Consider the following 17,969-nt stretch of genomic DNA (forward strand, 5'->3'; position numbering starts at 1 on the left):
TCATTAGTGCCTTTACTAACGTACCCGAAAGAGAGTGAGAGCAATCTTCTTTTTTTAAAACCAAAAATTAGTCCTTTCTTTTCGGCTGCAACAGTGGCAAAATAGAAAGGAATCTACTGACAGTGGCTTTATGAAATCGATTTCATTTATTGGAGAGAAGGGGTAGCTTGGAACAAACAGCCATTACGGGACGTAAACGGTTTGGCTTAGCCTTATTGCTTGGGACATTGGCAGCCTTCGGGCCGTTAACGATTGATATGTACTTGCCTAGCTTTCCTTCTATTGCATCAGACTTACATGCCCCAGCTTCACTTGTGCAGTTGAGCTTAACTGCTTGTTTATTAGGATTAGGGGCAGGTCAGCTTGTGGTTGGACCTATGAGTGATGCAAAAGGTAGGAAAAAGCCGCTTGTTATTTCAATCTTTCTTTATGTCCTCGCTTCTCTAGCGTGTGCGCTTGCACCTAATATAGGGACGTTAATTGTGGCAAGATTTATGCAAGGCTTTACTGCTGCTGCTGGAATTGTTATTTCCCGGGCAGTCGTTCGTGATTTATTTAATGGAAGAGAATTAACAAAGTTCTTTTCTCTATTAATGCTCATTAATGGATTGGCACCTATTTTAGCACCTGTTTTCGGAAGTGGCGTGCTACTAATACCGGGAGCAAATTGGAACTGGATTTTTATCTCTTTAGCTCTACTTGGTCTTATCATTGTGCTCATTGTCATCAATCGATTAACAGAAACATTGCCATTAGAAAAGCGGACACAAAGTAGTATAGGTCATACATTGCGGACATTCAAAAGCTTACTCTCAGACCGAGCATTTATGGGGTTTGCGTTTACTCAAGGCTTAATGATGGGTGGTATTTTTGCCTATGTATCAGGAACCCCATTTGTATATCAAGGAATTTACGATGTGTCACCGCAAGTGTTTAGTCTATTATTTGGTGTGAATGGTCTTGGAATTATTGTAGGCACTCATTTAGTTGGCAGGTATGCAGGTATTATTCCTGAACGTTCATTTTTACGCTTTGGCTTAATAACAGCTACTCTTGCGAGCAGTGTCTTACTCATTATGACCATAATAAATGGCCCGTTATTTTCAATTGTTGTTCCTATTTTCTTGTTCGTATCAATGATCGGAATGATTGGGACAACGTCGTTTTCATTAGCGATGGAGTCACAAGGTGGCAGAGCTGGTAGTGCTTCTGCATTACTTGGATTATTACCTTTTGTAATTGGTGCTATAACGGCACCACTTGTCGGTATAGCTGGTGAAGATACGGCTGTACCAATGGGGGTCATTATGTTCCTTTCTAGCATCTCTGCTTTGGCGGCTTTCTATTTGCTAGCTAAAGGAGGAAAAGACGAACAGGAAGCGAATGAGAGAATGGAATGAGAAAGAGGCAGGAGGATGGCGTACATCCTTCTGCCTTTTTCATTTTAGAAGCATGTCTAGTTGCTCCGTTATTTCATAGATTGACTATTCTTTTTTGAAAGGTCTTGAAGAAATTTCTTTTCCTCTACTGTTAGCTCTCGATTTAACTTCGCTTCCATATCTTTTTTTAATGAAACAAATAATAATTTTGCTGTTTGATCGAGCATAAGAGGCCTCTTTTCATTCTTGCTTTACAGTATATTCGTACTAATTTTAACAGATTGCTATGAAAATAGAAAGATTTTCCCTTTTTTTTTAGTCTCAAAAAGAGGGAGCAATATTCTTTTTTTAGAATACATGTGGTACAGTAAATAGTTGAAAGAAGGTGACGTATGGGGGAATTGAAGAGTAAACGAGACATGGCTTCGTCTTTACTAAGACAATTAAATGGTCGATTAACATGCCCGTATTGTCAGGAAGCGTTAGAGTTAGTAGATATGTATAAACTGGTTTGTGTGCATGCCCATTCGTTTGATGTATCGAAGCAAGGGACCCTCTATGCTTTAACTCAATCGGGATCAAGTCAGTACGATAAACGTTTATTTCAAGCAAGGCAGTCAATAATACAACAGAAACAACTGTATGCGCCAATGCATGATAGGCTGGTACAAGAGCTTGATGAAGGGGATCTATTACTGGATGCCGGAACTGGAGAAGGCTCTCATCTAAATGAAATCAAAAGAAGATTTTCTACTATTCTTCCAGTTGGACTTGATATTTCAAAAGATGGTATTCAACAAGCTGCTAAGTCTTACCGGGATCATGTCTGGATAGTCGGGGACCTTGCAAATCTGCCTTTTGGTAATCAAACCATCGACATCATTATAAATATATTATCCCCGTCAAACTATGCCGAATTTAAGCGTGTGCTAACGTCTGGAGGGAAGTTGATTAAGGTTGTTCCAGGAGCAAACTATTTACAGGAATTGCGTGCTTATACTGCTGAAGCTTCAGCACAGCCGTATTCAAATTCAAAAACGATTGAGCTGTTTAACCGTCATTTTAGTGATACGGATGTGCAGACTCTCTCCTATAAAAAAGAGGTTACATCAGAGGAGCGTCAGTGGATTGTTGATATGTCTCCACTTGGCTGGACGGTCCAAGAAAGAGCAAGGTGCGACTATATCAACAAAGGAAGTTCTTCTATTACAATTGATTTAACCATTTTAATAGCAAGAACGTAATCCGAACGCTGAATTTACATCGATTCAGACGTTCGGATTGTTTCTAAAATAGATGGGTAATAGGGCAAGATATAGTCCTTGTATTCATCCTTTAATGTCGGGGGAAGGCTTTTTACAAATCGAACTTCTTTCGATTCATTCGGGTTCACTTGAAGGGTCCCACTAAAATGCTTCGTCCAATAAACAGCAGTAACGGAGTATATTTCATCACCATTGTCGAATGTAAAATGGTATGTTTCGCCTGAGAATATGCCAAGAAGTTGAAGATTTCTTACATCCAGTCCAGTTTCTTCTTTCACTTCTCTTACTGCTGTTTGTTCTAAAGACTCCCCTAGTTCCATTAATCCTCCGGGTAATCCCCAACCCCCGTCTTTTCGATTTTCAAGCAAAAGCTCACCTTGATGATTAACGATCAAAACAACGGAACCTGGTAAGATTAAAGGCTGTGTTCCAACTTTTTGTCGTAATGATTGAACATAGTCCAATGCAATCACTCCTCTCTAAGTGAAAGACTCGTTTCCTAGAATGTTGTTCTCCATCTAATGAATGCGCTTAAAACGCTAATGCATACTGTTCCTTTCTCGGTAAAGATCATAATATCCTTCTGATGTAGGATCCATTTAGGACGGAAAACCATTTGTATGTTAGTGAGGAAATATAAGATTAGGTAAAAGCATTAGGACCTTTGTCCACACAACATCGAATCCCGATGCATAAGGTATAGCAGACCCTTAGGTTTGGGAGGTGAAGCTTATGAGTTATTATGAATCTGGTAGACATGGCCACTACAAACCTGTAAAAGGTTTTTCTGCTCGAATTTGTCCAGGTTGTCGCTGTAAAAAACGGTGCGCTTCTTGTAACGAACGACCAGTAGAAACACCAGTAGAACGACCGGTAGAGCGCCCAATTCGCTTATTCACTGAGTTAGCTGATTTAAACCAAACAGATGAGAAGTAATTCTATACAAGGCTAAGCCATTGTGTAACAATGAGCTTAGCTTATTTTACTGACAGGTGATGAGAGAAATGAAGAAGGAAACCCCAAAAATACCAGAAGTTCTTGAAGAAAAATCATTGCAATCGGTCTTGTTTGAAGAGGATCGAGAATTAGTTCGTTCCAGCATATATCAAGAAGACCTCAGTGATTCCAATTTGCAAAAGCTAATCCTTTCTAAATGTATCGTTACTCGCTGTTCATTCCCGCGCTCACACATGGTGAAAGCTGATTTTACCGATGTGCGATTTGTGAATTGTGACTTTTCGAATGTAGATCTGTCAGAAAGTCTGTTTCATCGGGTTGAGTTTATTGACTGCAAATTTATCGGTAGTCAATTTACTAACGCGCATTTGTCTCACACTACGTTTACAAATTGCGTCTTAAATGTAAGCAATTTTATTGATGTAACGCTTAAGGGAACACAGTTTAGTTGTTCTTCGCTAAAGCAAGTCAATGTCGCACATGCGAAAGTGAAACAACTTATTCTTGATAAGTGTGACATTGATGATTGCTCATTTCATGAGACATCTTTAAATGGAGTCGACATTAGCACTTGTACATACAATTCTTTTCAAGCCTCACAAGATATACTGTCAGGATTAATCGTCTCAAAAGAACAAGCCATTGGGTTTGCCCGACTACTAGGGCTAACTGTTAAAGAGGAAATGTAACAGAAATGTGAACATCGCTGAATTTGATGAGATTCTATTCTGCAAAAAGGTGAGCCATGGTACACTAGACAAAAGATTTATTTTGGAGGGGTACTATGGGGAAACGAATTATGTTGTTTATCGGAACTAATATTCTTGTTCTAACAACGATCTTTATCGTTTGGTCACTCATTATACAATTTACCGGAATTGATGGTTCATTTGTATCAAGCGATGGTTCCATTCAATTTGCGGTTATTTTATTATTTAGTGCAATTGTTGGTTTTGCTGGTTCATTTATTTCATTAGCCATGTCTCGTTGGATTGCTAAAATGATGATGAAAGTCAAAGTCATTGATCCAGAGGGGCCAATGTCAAGAGAAGAACGAGCTGTTGTAGAGAAAGTCCATCGTTTATCAAGAGCTGCAGGGCTTGTGCATATGCCTGAAGTAGGAATTTATCAAAGTAACGAAGTAAACGCATTCGCAACAGGGCCATCAAAGAAACGCTCTTTGGTTGCAGTATCGTCAGGATTGTTACACACAATGGATGATGACGCCGTTGAAGGTGTTATTGCCCATGAAGTGGCTCACGTAGCCAACGGTGATATGGTAACAATGACGTTGTTACAAGGAATTGTGAACACATTTGTTGTCTTTTTCTCGCGAGTTATTGCGATTGTACTGTCTCGATTTGTTCGTCCTGAACTGCAGTTTATCGTTCAATTTGCATCCATTATTATTTTACAAATTTTATTCTCAATACTAGGTAGCCTTGTTATTAGTGCGTATTCACGTCATCGAGAGTACCACGCTGACCGGGGCGGTGCAGACTTAGCTGGTCGAGACAAAATGGTCCATGCACTGCGTTCACTTCAACAGTACGTAAACCGAGCGAAAGCAAACGATCATACCGATGACACTGCTGTACAAACGATGAAAATTAATGGTGGGAAATCAATGATGAGATTGATGTCCACCCACCCTGATTTAAATGATCGCATCGCACGTTTGGAAGAACGTTAGAAAAAGAAGCCGTCGACTACTACGACGGCTCTTTTTTATGGAATAAGATTTCCTGCTGCGGCATATAGCTCTGTCCATTCTTCACGTGTTAATGGAATAGATGATCCGGCACATGCTTCTTTTACTCTAGAAGGTTTTGTCGATCCTACAATGACTTGAATGTTAGCTGGATGCCTTGTTATCCAAGCGGTTGCTATCGCTGTCGGAGTAACTTGATAGGCTTCTGCCAAGCGTTCAAGAACGGAATTTAACTCAGGGAAATCTTTCTTATTCCCAATAAACGTACCAGCAAAGAATCCGTTCTGATACGGTGACCATGCTTGTAGCGTTATGTCATTGAGGCGACAATAATCAAGCGTTCCTGCATCACGGTTAACAGCCTCGTCTGTTTTCATGTTAAGAGACATACTTGAATCAATTAATGGTGTATGCGCAACACCAAATTGCACTTGATTCACAATCAGCTTCTGCTCAACCGAACGTTGCAACAGCTGGATTTGATGAGGGGTATGATTAGACACACCAAAATGACGGACTTTTCCACTTGTATGAAGTTGATGAAAGGCTGCAGCTACTTCATCAGGCTCCATAAGTGGGTCAGGTCGATGTAATAATAAAATATCTAGATAGTCAGTGTTTAAACGCTTTAAAATCCCGTCAACAGAAGTAAGAATATGATCCTTTGAGAAATCATAGTAACCGGTCGCACCTTTGCGGATTCCACACTTACTTTGTAAAATAAGCTTTTCCCGGGAAATGTCTGTATGTGATAAAGCTTTGGCAAATAAGGATTCACATTCTCCTTTGCCATAGATATCGGCATGGTCATAAAAATTAATGCCTTGTTCATAAGCAGTTTCGAGCAATTGTTGAATGCCGCTATCATCTAGAGAATTAATACGCATATTGCCTAAGATTAAGTTTGAAACTTCTAAGTTTGTTCCTGGTAAGGTGAACGTTTTCATCTTACACTCTCCTTTCTTTCCTATATTCATAGTTTAAGTGGAGAAAAGAAAAGAGTACAGTGTTATTGTTCGACAATGCCCTTTGCAATGGCATGAGCAATGGTTGTTTGGTACGCGTCATCATTTAATTTTACGGCTTCTTCAGAATTTGTGATAAACCCTACTTCAACAAGGATGGCCGGAATTTTACTGTTGCGCAGAACATGAAATGTTTCTGGTTTAACACCTCTATCAATTTCACCTGTAGTTTGAAGTAAAGCTTGTTGTGTAGACTGAGCCAATACTTGACTACTCGAACTGGAGGGGTGATAAAATGTTTCAATTCCTCTCGCCTCTGTATTCGTATGACCATTTGCATGAATACTAACAAATTGATCGGCCCCCCACGAAGAAGTGGAGGAGACTCGTTCTTCTAAGGAAAGAAACACATCTGTTTCCCTTGTCATATTGACAACGTACCCTAACTCCTCTAATCGTTGTTTTGTCTTATGAGCAATAGCTAGTACGATATCTTTCTCCATTAACCCATTTGCTGCGGCACCACTATCGTGGCCACCGTGACCAGGGTCGAGCATTATGCGCTTTGGTTCTACCTCTGAATTCGTAGACGCTGCTTGTACATCAATTTTTTTGATCCAATCTAGACTAACGTAGCCCGAGCCATCAATAAGACGCCCCCAGCCTTGTCCTTCATTAATAAACTCGACGATATCGCCGTTGTATTTTACACCAATAACCTCTGCAGATGTAGATGGTCCGCTTCGTACATTTAACGTTGTATTAACTGTCACTTCGCCTTGTTCGACTGCATAGGCCGGTGTGACGGCCAGCAAGATACAAGCAAGGGTGAAAATAATCATAAAACCATTGAGTTGCCTTCTATTTGTGTTCATCAGAATGTCCTCCTCACCAACGGTATAAGAGACATTCTGACCAAACTAGTAATCTTTTAAACACAGCAGTAAACAAATCTTGTGAAATATCACTGTGTTTTAATGTATCTCTTAGCCAATAAACGGCATCGCATTAATCCTAAACCTAGTATAAAATGGAGAAAACCACCATAAAAAAAGGAAGTGTGAGTGGAATAACACGAGTGAATGGAACGGCTAGTTTCTATTACAATCGAATAGACTTACCGTTAAAAAGAGAGTGAAGTAAGAATAGGAAATGCACTGTTTTCTCTTACAATGATCGACCAAATCAAAACAGGGTGTTGTTTGAAAAGGTGTTAGTATTTTAGTATAAGATTGATAGAACGAGCTTGATAGGTGCTACTGATTTGAGAATGTGTAGCCATTTAATTGGGGGTAGAAAATGATACGTGAACTACAAGTGAGAAATAATGATCAATCAAAAGCATTATACGGTCTTCAAAAAGTGGCTTATCAAATTGAAGAAAATATGCTAGACTTTCACGAAATTCCTCCGTTGATGGAGTCGTTTGCACAGTTTCTTAAGACTACAGAAATGTTTTATCTATACATAGAAGAGGGTTCCATTCTAGGCGCTGTTTCCATTGATGATGATTCTAACCAAGCGATTGAAGTCACAAGGATGATGGTCGACCCGAGGCATTTTCGCAAAGGCATTGCGACGAAGCTTTTGCAACATATTGAAACGCTCCTGAATGAGCCATGTATGTTGAAAGTGGCGACGGGAGCAAAAAATATACCTGCTATTCAGCTTTATCAATCTCAAGGCTATCAGCTTGTAGAACGTAAAGTTGTTAAAGGCGGCGTTGAATTAGTTTATTTCGAAAAAAACATAAACTAACATGTAATTTTCAGAAAAGTATTGACAAGAGCGATTGGTAGCGCTAATGTATTATTTAACCAGTGGTCAATTAGGTGGGGTGAGAATGACGCCAAGACGAACAATAGCAAACGAATTAACAAAAGAAATGATTGTTGAAGTTGCTAGTCAACAGTTTCAAACAAAAGGCTATCAACACGTATCAATGCGTTCACTTGCAAAAGAACTACAGTGTAGCCACGGTGCGCTTTACTATCATTTTAACAATAAAGCTGAGCTTTTTTTTGAAGTTGTGTCTCGTTACTTCGAGAAATTAAATGACTTGATAAAAAAGGTGCAAGCCAAATCAGTTAAGAACGAAGAGAAACTAATTGAACTACTGCTTTGTTATCTGGAGTTTGGACTACACTATCAAGTTCATTATGAATTCATGTTTATGATAAAAGATCCAGCTATTGACGCACTATCTAAACGGGCGGCTAATCAAAGCTATGATCTCTTTGCTAAAGCGTTAGGTAGTTTTTCTAATAACGATGCGTCCATTGGAGATGTCTATTCAACATTTGTATCTCTTCATGGGTTTGTTGCACACTATATTCATCGTGTAAACAACTTCTCAGAGGTAGAAGAAGCTGCTAAGAAACATGTTCAATTTTTAACGAAAGCGATTTTGTCATAAAAAAGCCGACATGGCTTTTTTATACCATTAATTGACCAGTGGTCAGAAAAGGGGATATATGATGAAACAAGTGACGGTTTTAGGGGCAACTGGAGGAGTTGGCTATGCATTAACAAAGGAATTGTTAAGTCGAGGAATGGAAGTCGTTGCATTTGCTCGAACAAAAAGCAAACTAACTGCTATGTTTGGAGGGAATAAAAAGGTTCAGCTTATTTCAGGAGATGTATTGAAGGAAACCGATCTCCTTGCAGCGGTTAGAGGGTCAGATGCAGTCTATCATGCCGTTAATTTTCCTTATCAGCAATGGGAAGAAAAGCAGATGGTTTGTCTTAATCGGTTAATAGCTCATGCTGAAAATACAAACATGAGCTTAATACTTGCGGATAATATTTATGCTTATGGTGACAAAGATAGCTATGTAGCAGAAACGTCAAAAAAAGAGCCGTCCACAAAAAAAGGCACCATTCGTCTGCAAATGGAGCAACAATTATTGGAAAGTACGACACCAGCACTTATCGTGCATTTGCCTGACTTATATGGTCCCTATGCGGTTAATACGCTCTTGCATGAGACATTGCGCAATGCTGTAGTAGGGAAGAAAGCGAACTACATTGGCTGTCCAACGATCAAACGAGAATTTCTTTATACACTTGACGCGGCGAAGGCGATTGTCGACCTTTCCTTTCAGAACCGTGTGTACAATCAAGTTTGGAATGTAAGCGGTGTGACAATAAGAGGGGAAGATCTGCTTCAGCTTATTCGTAAAGAAACAAGGACTACAAAAGGGTTTCGCGTTGTAAAGAAAAGAATGATTCGACTTCTAGGTATACTTTCACCTCAAATGCGCGAACTTGTTGAAATGATGTATCTAACTGAACGGCCTGTTTATTTAAACAGTGAGAAGTTAGCGAATGAGTTGGACTATTGGCAGCCGACCTCTTTTGAAGTGGGCTTGAGAGAAACGATTAAAGAACTAAGAAATGAAAGCATTCAATCATTATAAAAAGCGGTCGCCTCCCTCATAAAAAAGCCCAGTTAAAACAGCGCCAATTGCTTGAAGAATCGTGCCAATTTCGTAAAACGATTCGCCATTTCCTCCACGAAGCTCTGTTATACCGGCATAGGCCTCGAAGCCGTTGCCAAAAAGTTGTAATAGCGCTGAATAGAGTGTATAGATCTGGAAGCGCGTAGGGTTTTCCGGAGGTACAACACCAAATAGAGCATAAGAAGTGCCAAGTGCTTCGATGAATGATCCTTTTACTTCGGTCTGTATAGCGACCTCTTCTGTTAGATTGCCAATATCTGCGTAAAGGGCAAACAGTGTGCCAATTGTGATGATATAGCTCCCGTATTTGTCTGGACCACCTGATGCAAATCCTTCTGCAACTAATGCATTGCCTGTTGCTTCAAAGCTATTGCCATATATAGAAAAATTCGAACGGAGAGCGTCTTCTAAATCTGCTTGTGTTGTAGCAGCGATGGCGTTAAAAATCGTACCAATGGCACTCACCCACAATCCAAAAAAGATAAGGGAATGATTGTCTTCAGGGCCATCGTCAGTCGCTACTTGAGGTTGATCAGGGTAGCGTCTTTTCTTTTCGTCTCGAAGTAAATCAAAAATAGATGCAGAGCGGTTATCTGTAGACAAGGAATAAACCCTCCTTAAGTCTATAGGCTGTTGTGCTATCATATGCAAAAAGGTAAGAAGGGTAACGCCAAAAACGGCTTAGCGAGGTTAGTGCTAAACCGTTTCTTAAATAAAATCAGGACGTATATATTCAGTTTGACCAAACCATGCGTGTCGTCGATGGGAGACAAATTGGTAGACGATCTGACCGATTGCTTCAACAGCTGCTGGTTTCATTAACAAGGCAACCCATATTAGACTAGGTAATGATGAGAGGATTTCACGAATGGCTGGGAAACCAACGAGCACATGACCGTGTTTTGTTAATACATAGATTTCTTTTTCCATATCAGCAAAATACGTGCGAGCTTTTTGCCTTGTTGAAGGTCGGACTTCTTGAACAGGAATCCAACGTAGACAATTGTCTCGATCAAAAAAACGCAAAGTTTTTTTGATGGTCTGGCATAAAGGACACTGGGCATCGTAGAAAACGGTATGTTGTTGGCTCATATTTTTTCACCTCATCCATCCCATTTCCCTTAGGTTGTTTACGTTAAACCGTTGTATGCTTTTTATTCCCTAATTCAATCCGCTTACCAGCTTCAGATGACTGAATAGCTGCTTCGTTTATACGTGTAAGTAAGCGCATATCCTCTCGTGTTATGCGTGGTTCTTCTCCGTTCTCAATGTGCGCAACCCATTGGCTCATCGCACTTGGAGCTTGTTCAGGTAACTCTGGAGTGATCCATCCACTTTCATCTAAATGAGTTGATTGGATACGTAATGAACGCTCTTCAACAAGAATGGTTCCGTCCGTTCCGTGTAATTCAAGAATAAATGGACTCTTTGAGGCGATAAAACCGGCTTCAATGGTTGCGGTTGCACCGGAAGCATAGCGCACGATCACCGTTGCATGATCATCTACAGGTTTGTCTGTGTAGGATGCCATATCGGCATAAAGGGATACAGCATCGCCACCAAATCGATTCGTTAAATAAATAGGATGTGCGCCAAGGTCGATTAAAGCACCACCACCACATTGTTCTTTATTAAAGAAATGAGAAGGGAGCCAACCGTTAGGATGTGATTCTGTAGGAAGCGCTCCACCATGTTCAAGGCGACAACGGATAGATGTAAGCTCCCCAAGTAAACCTTCTTGTAGCGCTTGTTCTGCATAGAGATAGGTTGGATCATTTAAACGCGGTAAAGACAGCATTAACGAGACGTTGTGCTCATCCACACTAGTAAAAATGTCTTCAACATCTTCCTCCGTAAGCGCTAACACTTTTTCGGAAAAAATATGCTTCTTTGCTTTCGCTGCCGCAAGGATGACTTCTTTATGCATGGCGGTAGGTGTGTCTACGATGACGGCATCAACATCTTCTCTTGCTAAGGTATACTCTAGGCTGTTTTCAAAATCAACACCAAGCTCATCCGCCCATCTTTTTCCTCTAGCAGGGTCTTCATCCCAAACCACTGTAATAGCAATTGATGGATTCTTACTTGCTTCTCTAGCATAGTCGTCAGCATGAACATGCCAACGGCTTAATAAAGCAACTCGTATCATCATAAACTCCTCCTCGTTTTGAATTACCATTCATACTAGCTATCGATTTCAAAACTGTCAAGACAAAAAAGTTTTATTTTATAACGACTTACTCGTAACCTTTTTGAAGCGCAAGGGAGATATGTGCTTTGCTTGCTTAAACTGAGAAATAAAGTAACTTGTGTTTGTATAGCCAACAGAAGTGGCAATATCCGTAATCGACAAGTCCGTTGTTGTTAGTAGTTTTTCAGCCTCCGTAATGCGAACGTAATTAAGTAATTCAGTAAAAGAGCGCCCAGTAGTGGCTTTAATTTTTCTTGAGAAGTAGCTATAGCTTAAGTTACATGCATGTGCCGCTTCTTTTGCTGTTAAAGGAGTATGGTAGTTGCTTTCAATTAATTGAAAGGTTTGTCGCATAAGCTGAAGGTCGTCTTCACTCAAATCATCGTTTATGCCGACGGTTATCCCAACATCCCGCCAATGTCTTAGGACAGCTAAAAAGATGGAACAAATATGAATACGGATAGCAAAATCAAACCCAAAGTCCTGCTTTGAAAACTCGGTCATAATGTTTGTAATACTTTTAGGAATACTGGTGTTGGCAATTTCTTCTTTTTGTAGAAGAGTTTGTGGGCTTGATTTACCCATTGTGAACGGTAATACATATTTAGATTCAAATAAGGAGCGAGACGTTGAATATAACACTTCAGGTTCAAGCTTAATAACGATATATTTAACGTCTCCTCCTTTCTCCGCATAGATGCCATGAACCTCTTGAGCGTTGATAATGATTAAATCACCAGGTTTGAGTCTAAACGACTGACCGCTAACAAACACATACGCCGTTCCTGAAAAGCCATAAAGTAACTCGATGGCATCGTGAAAATGAGGACTTGCAATACGTCGATCAGGGAGGCTTTGTTCAATGTGACAATGGATGGGTTGTTTGATTTCATTTTCAAGTAACTTTTTTTCTTTGTATGCTTTACTTTGATCAAACATAAAAATGCTCCTTCATGACAAAAATTTTATATAATTGAATAGTTTTAGTATATAATCAATTGTTGAGTCATGATAGTCTATTAGTAGATTCAGTACATTGGAGGTGGATTGATGCCAAAAATTGGGCTGCAACTATATTCTATAAAAGAACGTTGTGCAGAGGATTTTTTTGGTGCGTTAGAGAAGGTTGCGGAAGCAGGCTATGATGGCGTTGAATTTGCAGGGTACTATGAGAAAACAAGCACGGATCTTTATAACACGTTAAAAGGTATCGGTTTACAAGCAGCAGGCAGTCATATATCAATTGAGCAGCTCGAATCAAATTTGGATCAAGTTATTGAGTACTCACACAAAATTGAAAGCCCTTACATCGTTTGCCCAGGTTTACCTGATTCGTATCGCGATAATGCAGATGCTTATAAAAGAACGGCGGAGCTATTTACTAAAATAGGCGACAAAACGTCAGAGGCAGGCATTGCATTTGGTTATCATAATCATGACATTGAATTAAAGAAATTTGAAGGTGAATATGGATTAGATTTGCTCTTTCGTTATTCAGATCCAAAAGCGGTATTTATGGAATTAGATACCTTTTGGCTAGAAGCAACAGGGTTGAAATCTGTCGATTGGATTCGTAAATATAAAGAACGTGTGAAGCTACTTCACATGAAAGATATGAATAATGCACAAGACTTGCGAAATGTAGAAGTTGGATCAGGCATAATGGATTTTCATGCTATCCACCAAACGGCAAAAGCATATCAGGTAGACTGGTACACGGTGGAGCAAGAGGAATTTGATAAGGATGAGTTTGTCTCAATAAAAGAAAGCGCTACATTTTTGCAGCAACTACTTAAAGCATAGAGGTGAATACGAATGGAAAAACGTACGATTCGAATTGGAATTATTGGCTGTGGAGGTATTGCGAATGGGAAACAAATGCCAAGCCTTGTTAAGCAAAAAGGTGTTGAACTCGTTGCCTTTTGCGATATTGTGAAAGAAAAGGCAGAGAAAGCGGCTGCTGATTATGGTGTTGAAGGCGCAGATGTCTACACCGACTACCAAGAATTATTAAAGGATACATCAATAGAAGTTATTCATGTATGTACACCGAATAAATCACATGCACCTATTTCGATTGCTGCTCTAGAATCAGGTAAACATGTTCTTTGTGAAAAGCCTATGGCAAAAACAGCCGCTGAAGCAAGGGAAATGGTTGAGACGGCAAAACGTACAGGTAAGAAATTAACAATTGGTTACGACAACCGCTATCGTCCAGATTCTCAGTATTTAAAGCAGCTAGCAGAAGAAGGCGAATTTGGGGATATTTATTTTGCTAAAGCGCATGCGATCCGCCGTCGGGCAGTTCCGACATGGGGAGTGTTTTTAAATGAAGAAGAACAAGGCGGGGGTCCATTAATTGATATTGGTACACATGCACTTGATCTAACGCTTTGGACACTGGATAACTACAAAGTAAAAAGTGTTGTAGGAAATGTGTACTATAAATTATCAGACACAGAAAATGCTGCAAATGCCTTTGGACCTTGGGATCCAAAAGAATTTACAGTTGAAGACTCTGCATTTGCTTTCATTACAATGGAAAATGGAGCAACGGTCACGTTAGAAGCAAGTTGGGCATTAAATACGCTAGATGTGGATGAAGCGAAAACGACGCTTTGCGGTACTGCAGCAGGAGCAGATATGCGCGATGGTTTGCGAATAAATGGTGAGAAATTGAGCCGTTTGTATGTAACGAAGCCGGACCTACAAGCTGGGGGTGTAGCGTATTACGATGGTGGCAGTGAAACGCAAGCAGACAAAGAAGCTAGACTGTGGATTGATGCGATTCGAAATGACACAGAACCAGTCGTTAAAGCGGAGCAAGCGCTTGTCGTAAGCGAAATTCTAGAAGCGATTTACGAGTCAGCTAAAACTGGGAAAGCGATTTATTTTAATGAGAAAAATCAAGCTCTCGTTTAACGAGTAGAAAGTAGGTCGGATTTCAAACCGACCTGCTTTTTTATTGTAAACAAGAATAGCGTTTTATTCTTTTAAAAAAACTGAATTATTTATATAATGGATGCAAAGAGGGGTGATAAGAATGGTACAGGACACATTAGTTATTCCAGAACATTACAACGTAGCCGTTGAAGTGGAGAAGAATGCGAATGGTAATCAGAAGGCAATACTATGGCAAGGTCAAAACGGCAAGCAGATTGAATGGACATACAAAAGATTAATTGAATCCATGAACCAATATGCGAATACATTCGCATCTCTTGGATTACGTAAAGGAGACCGGGTTCTCTTGTTATTTCCGCGTGTTCCAGAGGCGTACGCTACTTATTTAGCCTGTATAAAAGCTGGATTGGTTATCATTCCTTGCTCTGGTATGCTCCGTGCAAAGGATTTAGCATATCGGATCCAACATGCGGAAGCCGCTGCCGTTATTGCTTATACTGGCTTAACGGATGAAGTTGACAAAATGGATTCTACTCCGACATTAAAGGTGAAGCTAGTCGTTGGTGATCAAAAAAGTGGTTGGGAAGATTTAAGATCGTTAGCGGAAAATGAAAGCGTTTCCTTTGAGTGTAGCACTCATAGAGATGATCTGGCCTTTTTACCATATACATCTGGTACAACCGGAAATCCCAAAGCAGTTGTACATACACATGGTTGGGCTTCTGCCCACCTGCGAACGGCTGCAACGGAATGGCTTGGTGTTAAGCAGCATGATATCGTATGGGCAACGGCTGCACCTGGATGGCAAAAGTGGGTATGGAGTCCATTTTTATCTGTTATCGGAAAGGGCGCAACAGCATTTATTTATGACGGACCATTTGATGCCAAAACGTATTTATCTCTTATCGAAGAGCATAACGTTTCTGTTTTTTGTGCGACACCAACGGAGTATCGAATGTTAGCAAAAGAAGAGACGTTATCTACGTATCGTTTGTCTTCCATTCGGGAAGCTGTTTCAGCAGGAGAACCGCTAAACCGAGCTGTGATCTCTACCTTTGGAGATTTATTTCGTATCACCGTTCGTGACGGTTACGGACAAACGGAAAACACGCTTTTGATCGGGACAATGATTGGTATGGAGGCGAGACCTGGATCAATGGGAAAGCCTACAGCAGGGAATGGCGTGCATATTATTAATGAGGAAGGACGAGAAACAGATGTAGATGAAATTGGCATGATTGCTGTTCATAAAGATTCACCAGCGTTGTTTAAACGATATGATAAAGATGAAGAAAGAACGAAAGCATCTTTTTTAGGGGATTATTATGTAACTGGTGATCAAGCAAGAAGAGATAAAGACGGCTACTTTTGGTTTGAAGGAAGAGGCGACGATATTATCATCTCGTCTGGTTACACAATCGGTCCGTTCGAAGTGGAAGATGCGCTAACGAAACATCCAGCGGTAAAAGAATGCGCTGTTGTCGCAAGTCCTGATGAAATAAGAGGGAGCATTGTAAAGGCGTACGTGGTACTTAATCAAGAACCGTCTTCGTTAGACGAACTTACCGTCACATTGCAAGAGTTTGTGAAGCAAGAAACAGCACCATACAAATACCCTCGTCAAATTGAATATATAAAAGAACTGCCGAAAACGATATCAGGAAAAACAAGAAGAATAGAATTACGTATGCGAGAACAAGGAAGAGGTTAAGAAGTAGCATTAGGGCTGTGTGGCAAGGTAGAATATCCTTTTACCATAGCCCTTTTTCGAATGGATCAATAAGATAAGGGATAATGATGATTTGAATGATTTCTACTGAGTGTGAGTCTGTGTAAACGAGTAATGTATAGATTGAGTAGTTTGGAGGGTCTCCGTAATAAAGAGAAGGAGTTTGATTTTTAAGCTAATGTCCTTTTCATGTAGATAATCAGGAAACGAGTATGGCAAAAACAAAGAATATGGTAGGCTTAAAGAGAGAAAGGGTAAAAGGAGTGAGTGGGTTGACAACAGAACCAATCTTTTTTTCCCCCGTTCTGCAAGAACGAATTTGGGGTGGACAAAAGCTAGCGCAATTTGGGTATGACTTACCGAGTTTACATACAGGAGAATGTTGGGGAATATCTGCGCATCCAAATGGATTAAGTACAGTACGTAATGGGCTTTATAAAGGGAAATCATTGCTTGAGTTATGGGAGAATCATGCGGAACTTTTTGGAGGAAACACAAAAGGGAGCTTTCCTCTATTGGTTAAAGTGCTAGATGCTTCCGCAGATTTATCGGTTCAGGTTCATCCAAATGATGCTCAAGCGGCTCAACTTGAAGAGAATGAAGCATACGGAAAAACCGAGTGTTGGTATGTTATTGAAGCAGAAGAAAATGCAGAGCTTATTTTAGGACATACGGCAAAATCAGAAGCTGAATTTAATGAGAAAATAGAAGCGGGGGAATGGAATGAGCTATTTCATCGCATTCCAATTCGATCTGGCGACTTTTTTCATGTTCCAAGCGGTACGATTCATGCAATTGGAGCAGGAACACTCATCTTAGAAACGCAGCAAAGTTCAGATACAACATACCGCGTATATGATTTTGATCGTACAGACGAAAAAGGAAATAAGCGTCAGTTGCATCTTGAGAAAGCGAAGCAAGTAACGCAAATTCCAGATAGAAAAGCGCGAACAAACACAAAAACGGTAAGAAAAGATAAGGGTTGCACAATTACAGAACTGATTGCATCACCCTATTTTACAGTGTATCACGGTCAAATCACCTCTTATTGGAATGCGGCGGTTGAAGCCGATTATCTTTTAGTGTCTGTAATAAAAGGATCTGGAGAATTAACGGTACGAGATAAGTCTTTTCCATTAAAAAAGGGGGACCATTTACTGTTACCAGTAGATGCGACAACGTTTGAGATACATGGAGAGCTAGACTTCATCGCAAGCCATGCGTAAAAACGACTGATTCGATAGGGGATAAACATGAATGGTTCGCTTCTTGTCAGCATGTTAGCTGGAATAGTCCTAGGGTTTGTAGCGGCTGAATCCATCGGAGCTTTGTTAGGATTATGTGCAGGTATACTTTTTCACATTGCTAATAGGCTTGATTCCATACATCAGGTCATAAAAGAAAATG

Annotated in this window: 20 protein-coding genes; 12 read left to right on the forward strand and 8 right to left on the reverse strand. The window is 40.1% G+C overall.

Going from position 1 to position 17,969, the window contains the following annotated elements; translation table 11 throughout:
* Positions 1 to 167: 167 nt before the first annotated feature.
* Positions 168 to 1,400, forward strand: coding sequence for a multidrug effflux MFS transporter (locus PQ477_RS13000; protein ID WP_246117137.1), 1,233 nt, complete (start codon positions 168 to 170; stop codon positions 1,398 to 1,400).
* 68 nt (positions 1,401 to 1,468) lie between these two features.
* On the opposite strand, the gene PQ477_RS13005 is transcribed toward PQ477_RS13000, so the two are convergent.
* Positions 1,469 to 1,606 carry a hypothetical protein gene (locus PQ477_RS13005; RefSeq protein WP_158331977.1) on the reverse strand — a complete coding sequence of 46 codons (138 nt, stop codon included), beginning with the start codon at positions 1,604 to 1,606 and terminating at the stop codon, positions 1,469 to 1,471.
* A 165-nt stretch (positions 1,607 to 1,771) separates the two neighbouring features.
* Here PQ477_RS13005 and PQ477_RS13010 point away from each other — a divergent pair, with 165 nt between their 5' ends.
* On the forward strand, positions 1,772 to 2,623 hold the full coding sequence (locus PQ477_RS13010) for a methyltransferase domain-containing protein (RefSeq protein WP_060705629.1): 852 nt from the start codon (positions 1,772 to 1,774) through the stop codon (positions 2,621 to 2,623).
* A gap of 14 nt (positions 2,624 to 2,637) precedes the next feature.
* Here the strand turns inward: PQ477_RS13010 and PQ477_RS13015 are convergent, their stop codons facing one another.
* Complete coding sequence (locus tag PQ477_RS13015) at positions 2,638 to 3,108, reverse strand: NUDIX hydrolase (protein WP_274272119.1); 471 nt, start codon at positions 3,106 to 3,108, stop codon at positions 2,638 to 2,640.
* A 268-nt stretch (positions 3,109 to 3,376) separates the two neighbouring features.
* Between PQ477_RS13015 and PQ477_RS13020 the strand changes: the two genes are divergently transcribed.
* From PQ477_RS13020 to htpX, 3 genes are all read left to right on the forward strand, one after another.
* A complete protein-coding gene (locus PQ477_RS13020; RefSeq protein ID WP_144558411.1) occupies positions 3,377 to 3,580 on the forward strand; it encodes a hypothetical protein in 204 nt (67 codons plus the stop codon).
* Positions 3,581 to 3,648: 68 nt separating this feature from the next.
* Complete coding sequence (locus tag PQ477_RS13025) at positions 3,649 to 4,290, forward strand: pentapeptide repeat-containing protein (protein ID WP_274272121.1); 642 nt, start codon at positions 3,649 to 3,651, stop codon at positions 4,288 to 4,290.
* A 95-nt stretch (positions 4,291 to 4,385) separates the two neighbouring features.
* A complete protein-coding gene (gene htpX, locus PQ477_RS13030) occupies positions 4,386 to 5,294 on the forward strand; it encodes a protease HtpX (RefSeq protein WP_060705630.1) in 909 nt (302 codons plus the stop codon).
* A 35-nt stretch (positions 5,295 to 5,329) separates the two neighbouring features.
* Here the strand turns inward: htpX and PQ477_RS13035 are convergent, their stop codons facing one another.
* Together PQ477_RS13035 and PQ477_RS13040 are read right to left on the reverse strand one after the other, a co-directional pair.
* Complete coding sequence (locus PQ477_RS13035; protein WP_060705631.1) at positions 5,330 to 6,259, reverse strand: aldo/keto reductase; 930 nt, start codon at positions 6,257 to 6,259, stop codon at positions 5,330 to 5,332.
* A 62-nt stretch (positions 6,260 to 6,321) separates the two neighbouring features.
* On the reverse strand, positions 6,322 to 7,152 hold the full coding sequence (locus PQ477_RS13040) for an N-acetylmuramoyl-L-alanine amidase family protein (RefSeq protein WP_052007906.1): 831 nt from the start codon (positions 7,150 to 7,152) through the stop codon (positions 6,322 to 6,324).
* 424 nt (positions 7,153 to 7,576) lie between these two features.
* Here PQ477_RS13040 and PQ477_RS13045 point away from each other — a divergent pair, with 424 nt between their 5' ends.
* The 3 genes from PQ477_RS13045 (at position 7,577) to PQ477_RS13055 (ending at position 9,696) form a co-directional block, all read left to right on the forward strand.
* On the forward strand, positions 7,577 to 8,035 hold the full coding sequence (locus PQ477_RS13045; protein WP_274272124.1) for a GNAT family N-acetyltransferase: 459 nt from the start codon (positions 7,577 to 7,579) through the stop codon (positions 8,033 to 8,035).
* 85 nt (positions 8,036 to 8,120) lie between these two features.
* Positions 8,121 to 8,693 carry a TetR/AcrR family transcriptional regulator gene (locus tag PQ477_RS13050; protein WP_144558413.1) on the forward strand — a complete coding sequence of 191 codons (573 nt, stop codon included), beginning with the start codon at positions 8,121 to 8,123 and terminating at the stop codon, positions 8,691 to 8,693.
* Positions 8,694 to 8,754: 61 nt separating this feature from the next.
* Positions 8,755 to 9,696: an SDR family NAD(P)-dependent oxidoreductase gene (locus PQ477_RS13055; RefSeq protein WP_274272127.1), complete on the forward strand. Its 942-nt coding sequence runs from the start codon at positions 8,755 to 8,757 to the stop codon at positions 9,694 to 9,696.
* Here the strand turns inward: PQ477_RS13055 and PQ477_RS13060 are convergent.
* From PQ477_RS13060 to PQ477_RS13075, 4 genes are all read right to left on the reverse strand, one after another.
* Positions 9,691 to 10,341 carry a DUF6944 family repetitive protein gene (locus PQ477_RS13060; protein WP_274272128.1) on the reverse strand — a complete coding sequence of 217 codons (651 nt, stop codon included), beginning with the start codon at positions 10,339 to 10,341 and terminating at the stop codon, positions 9,691 to 9,693. The two genes, PQ477_RS13055 and PQ477_RS13060, sit on opposite strands and share 6 nt — an antisense overlap.
* 105 nt (positions 10,342 to 10,446) lie before the next feature.
* Positions 10,447 to 10,830 (reverse strand): thiol-disulfide oxidoreductase DCC family protein, encoded by a 384-nt coding sequence (locus tag PQ477_RS13065; RefSeq protein ID WP_144558415.1) that lies wholly within the window; start codon positions 10,828 to 10,830, stop codon positions 10,447 to 10,449.
* A 43-nt stretch (positions 10,831 to 10,873) separates the two neighbouring features.
* Positions 10,874 to 11,890 (reverse strand): Gfo/Idh/MocA family protein, encoded by a 1,017-nt coding sequence (locus tag PQ477_RS13070; protein ID WP_328238000.1) that lies wholly within the window; start codon positions 11,888 to 11,890, stop codon positions 10,874 to 10,876.
* A 75-nt stretch (positions 11,891 to 11,965) separates the two neighbouring features.
* Positions 11,966 to 12,868: an AraC family transcriptional regulator gene (locus tag PQ477_RS13075; RefSeq protein WP_144558416.1), complete on the reverse strand. Its 903-nt coding sequence runs from the start codon at positions 12,866 to 12,868 to the stop codon at positions 11,966 to 11,968.
* Positions 12,869 to 12,979: 111 nt separating this feature from the next.
* On the opposite strand from PQ477_RS13075, the gene PQ477_RS13080 reads away from it, so the two are divergent.
* The 4 genes from PQ477_RS13080 to manA all read left to right on the forward strand — a co-directional run bounded on the left by PQ477_RS13080 (position 12,980) and on the right by manA (position 17,788).
* Positions 12,980 to 13,732, forward strand: a complete 753-nt coding sequence (locus PQ477_RS13080) for a sugar phosphate isomerase/epimerase family protein (RefSeq protein WP_274272129.1) — start codon at positions 12,980 to 12,982, stop codon at positions 13,730 to 13,732.
* Between the two features lie 12 nt (positions 13,733 to 13,744).
* Positions 13,745 to 14,851, forward strand: coding sequence for a Gfo/Idh/MocA family protein (locus PQ477_RS13085; RefSeq protein ID WP_035394825.1), 1,107 nt, complete (start codon positions 13,745 to 13,747; stop codon positions 14,849 to 14,851).
* 121 nt (positions 14,852 to 14,972) lie between these two features.
* Entirely contained in the window at positions 14,973 to 16,544 is a 1,572-nt protein-coding gene (locus tag PQ477_RS13090; protein WP_035394823.1) for an acetate--CoA ligase, read from the forward strand.
* Between the two features lie 281 nt (positions 16,545 to 16,825).
* Positions 16,826 to 17,788: a mannose-6-phosphate isomerase, class I gene (gene manA / locus PQ477_RS13095; protein ID WP_412766100.1), complete on the forward strand. Its 963-nt coding sequence runs from the start codon at positions 16,826 to 16,828 to the stop codon at positions 17,786 to 17,788.
* The last annotated feature ends 181 nt before the right edge of the window (positions 17,789 to 17,969 follow it).

This window comes from Shouchella hunanensis, from assembly GCF_028735875.1.
Classification (GTDB): domain Bacteria; phylum Bacillota; class Bacilli; order Bacillales; family Bacillaceae_D; genus Shouchella; species Shouchella hunanensis.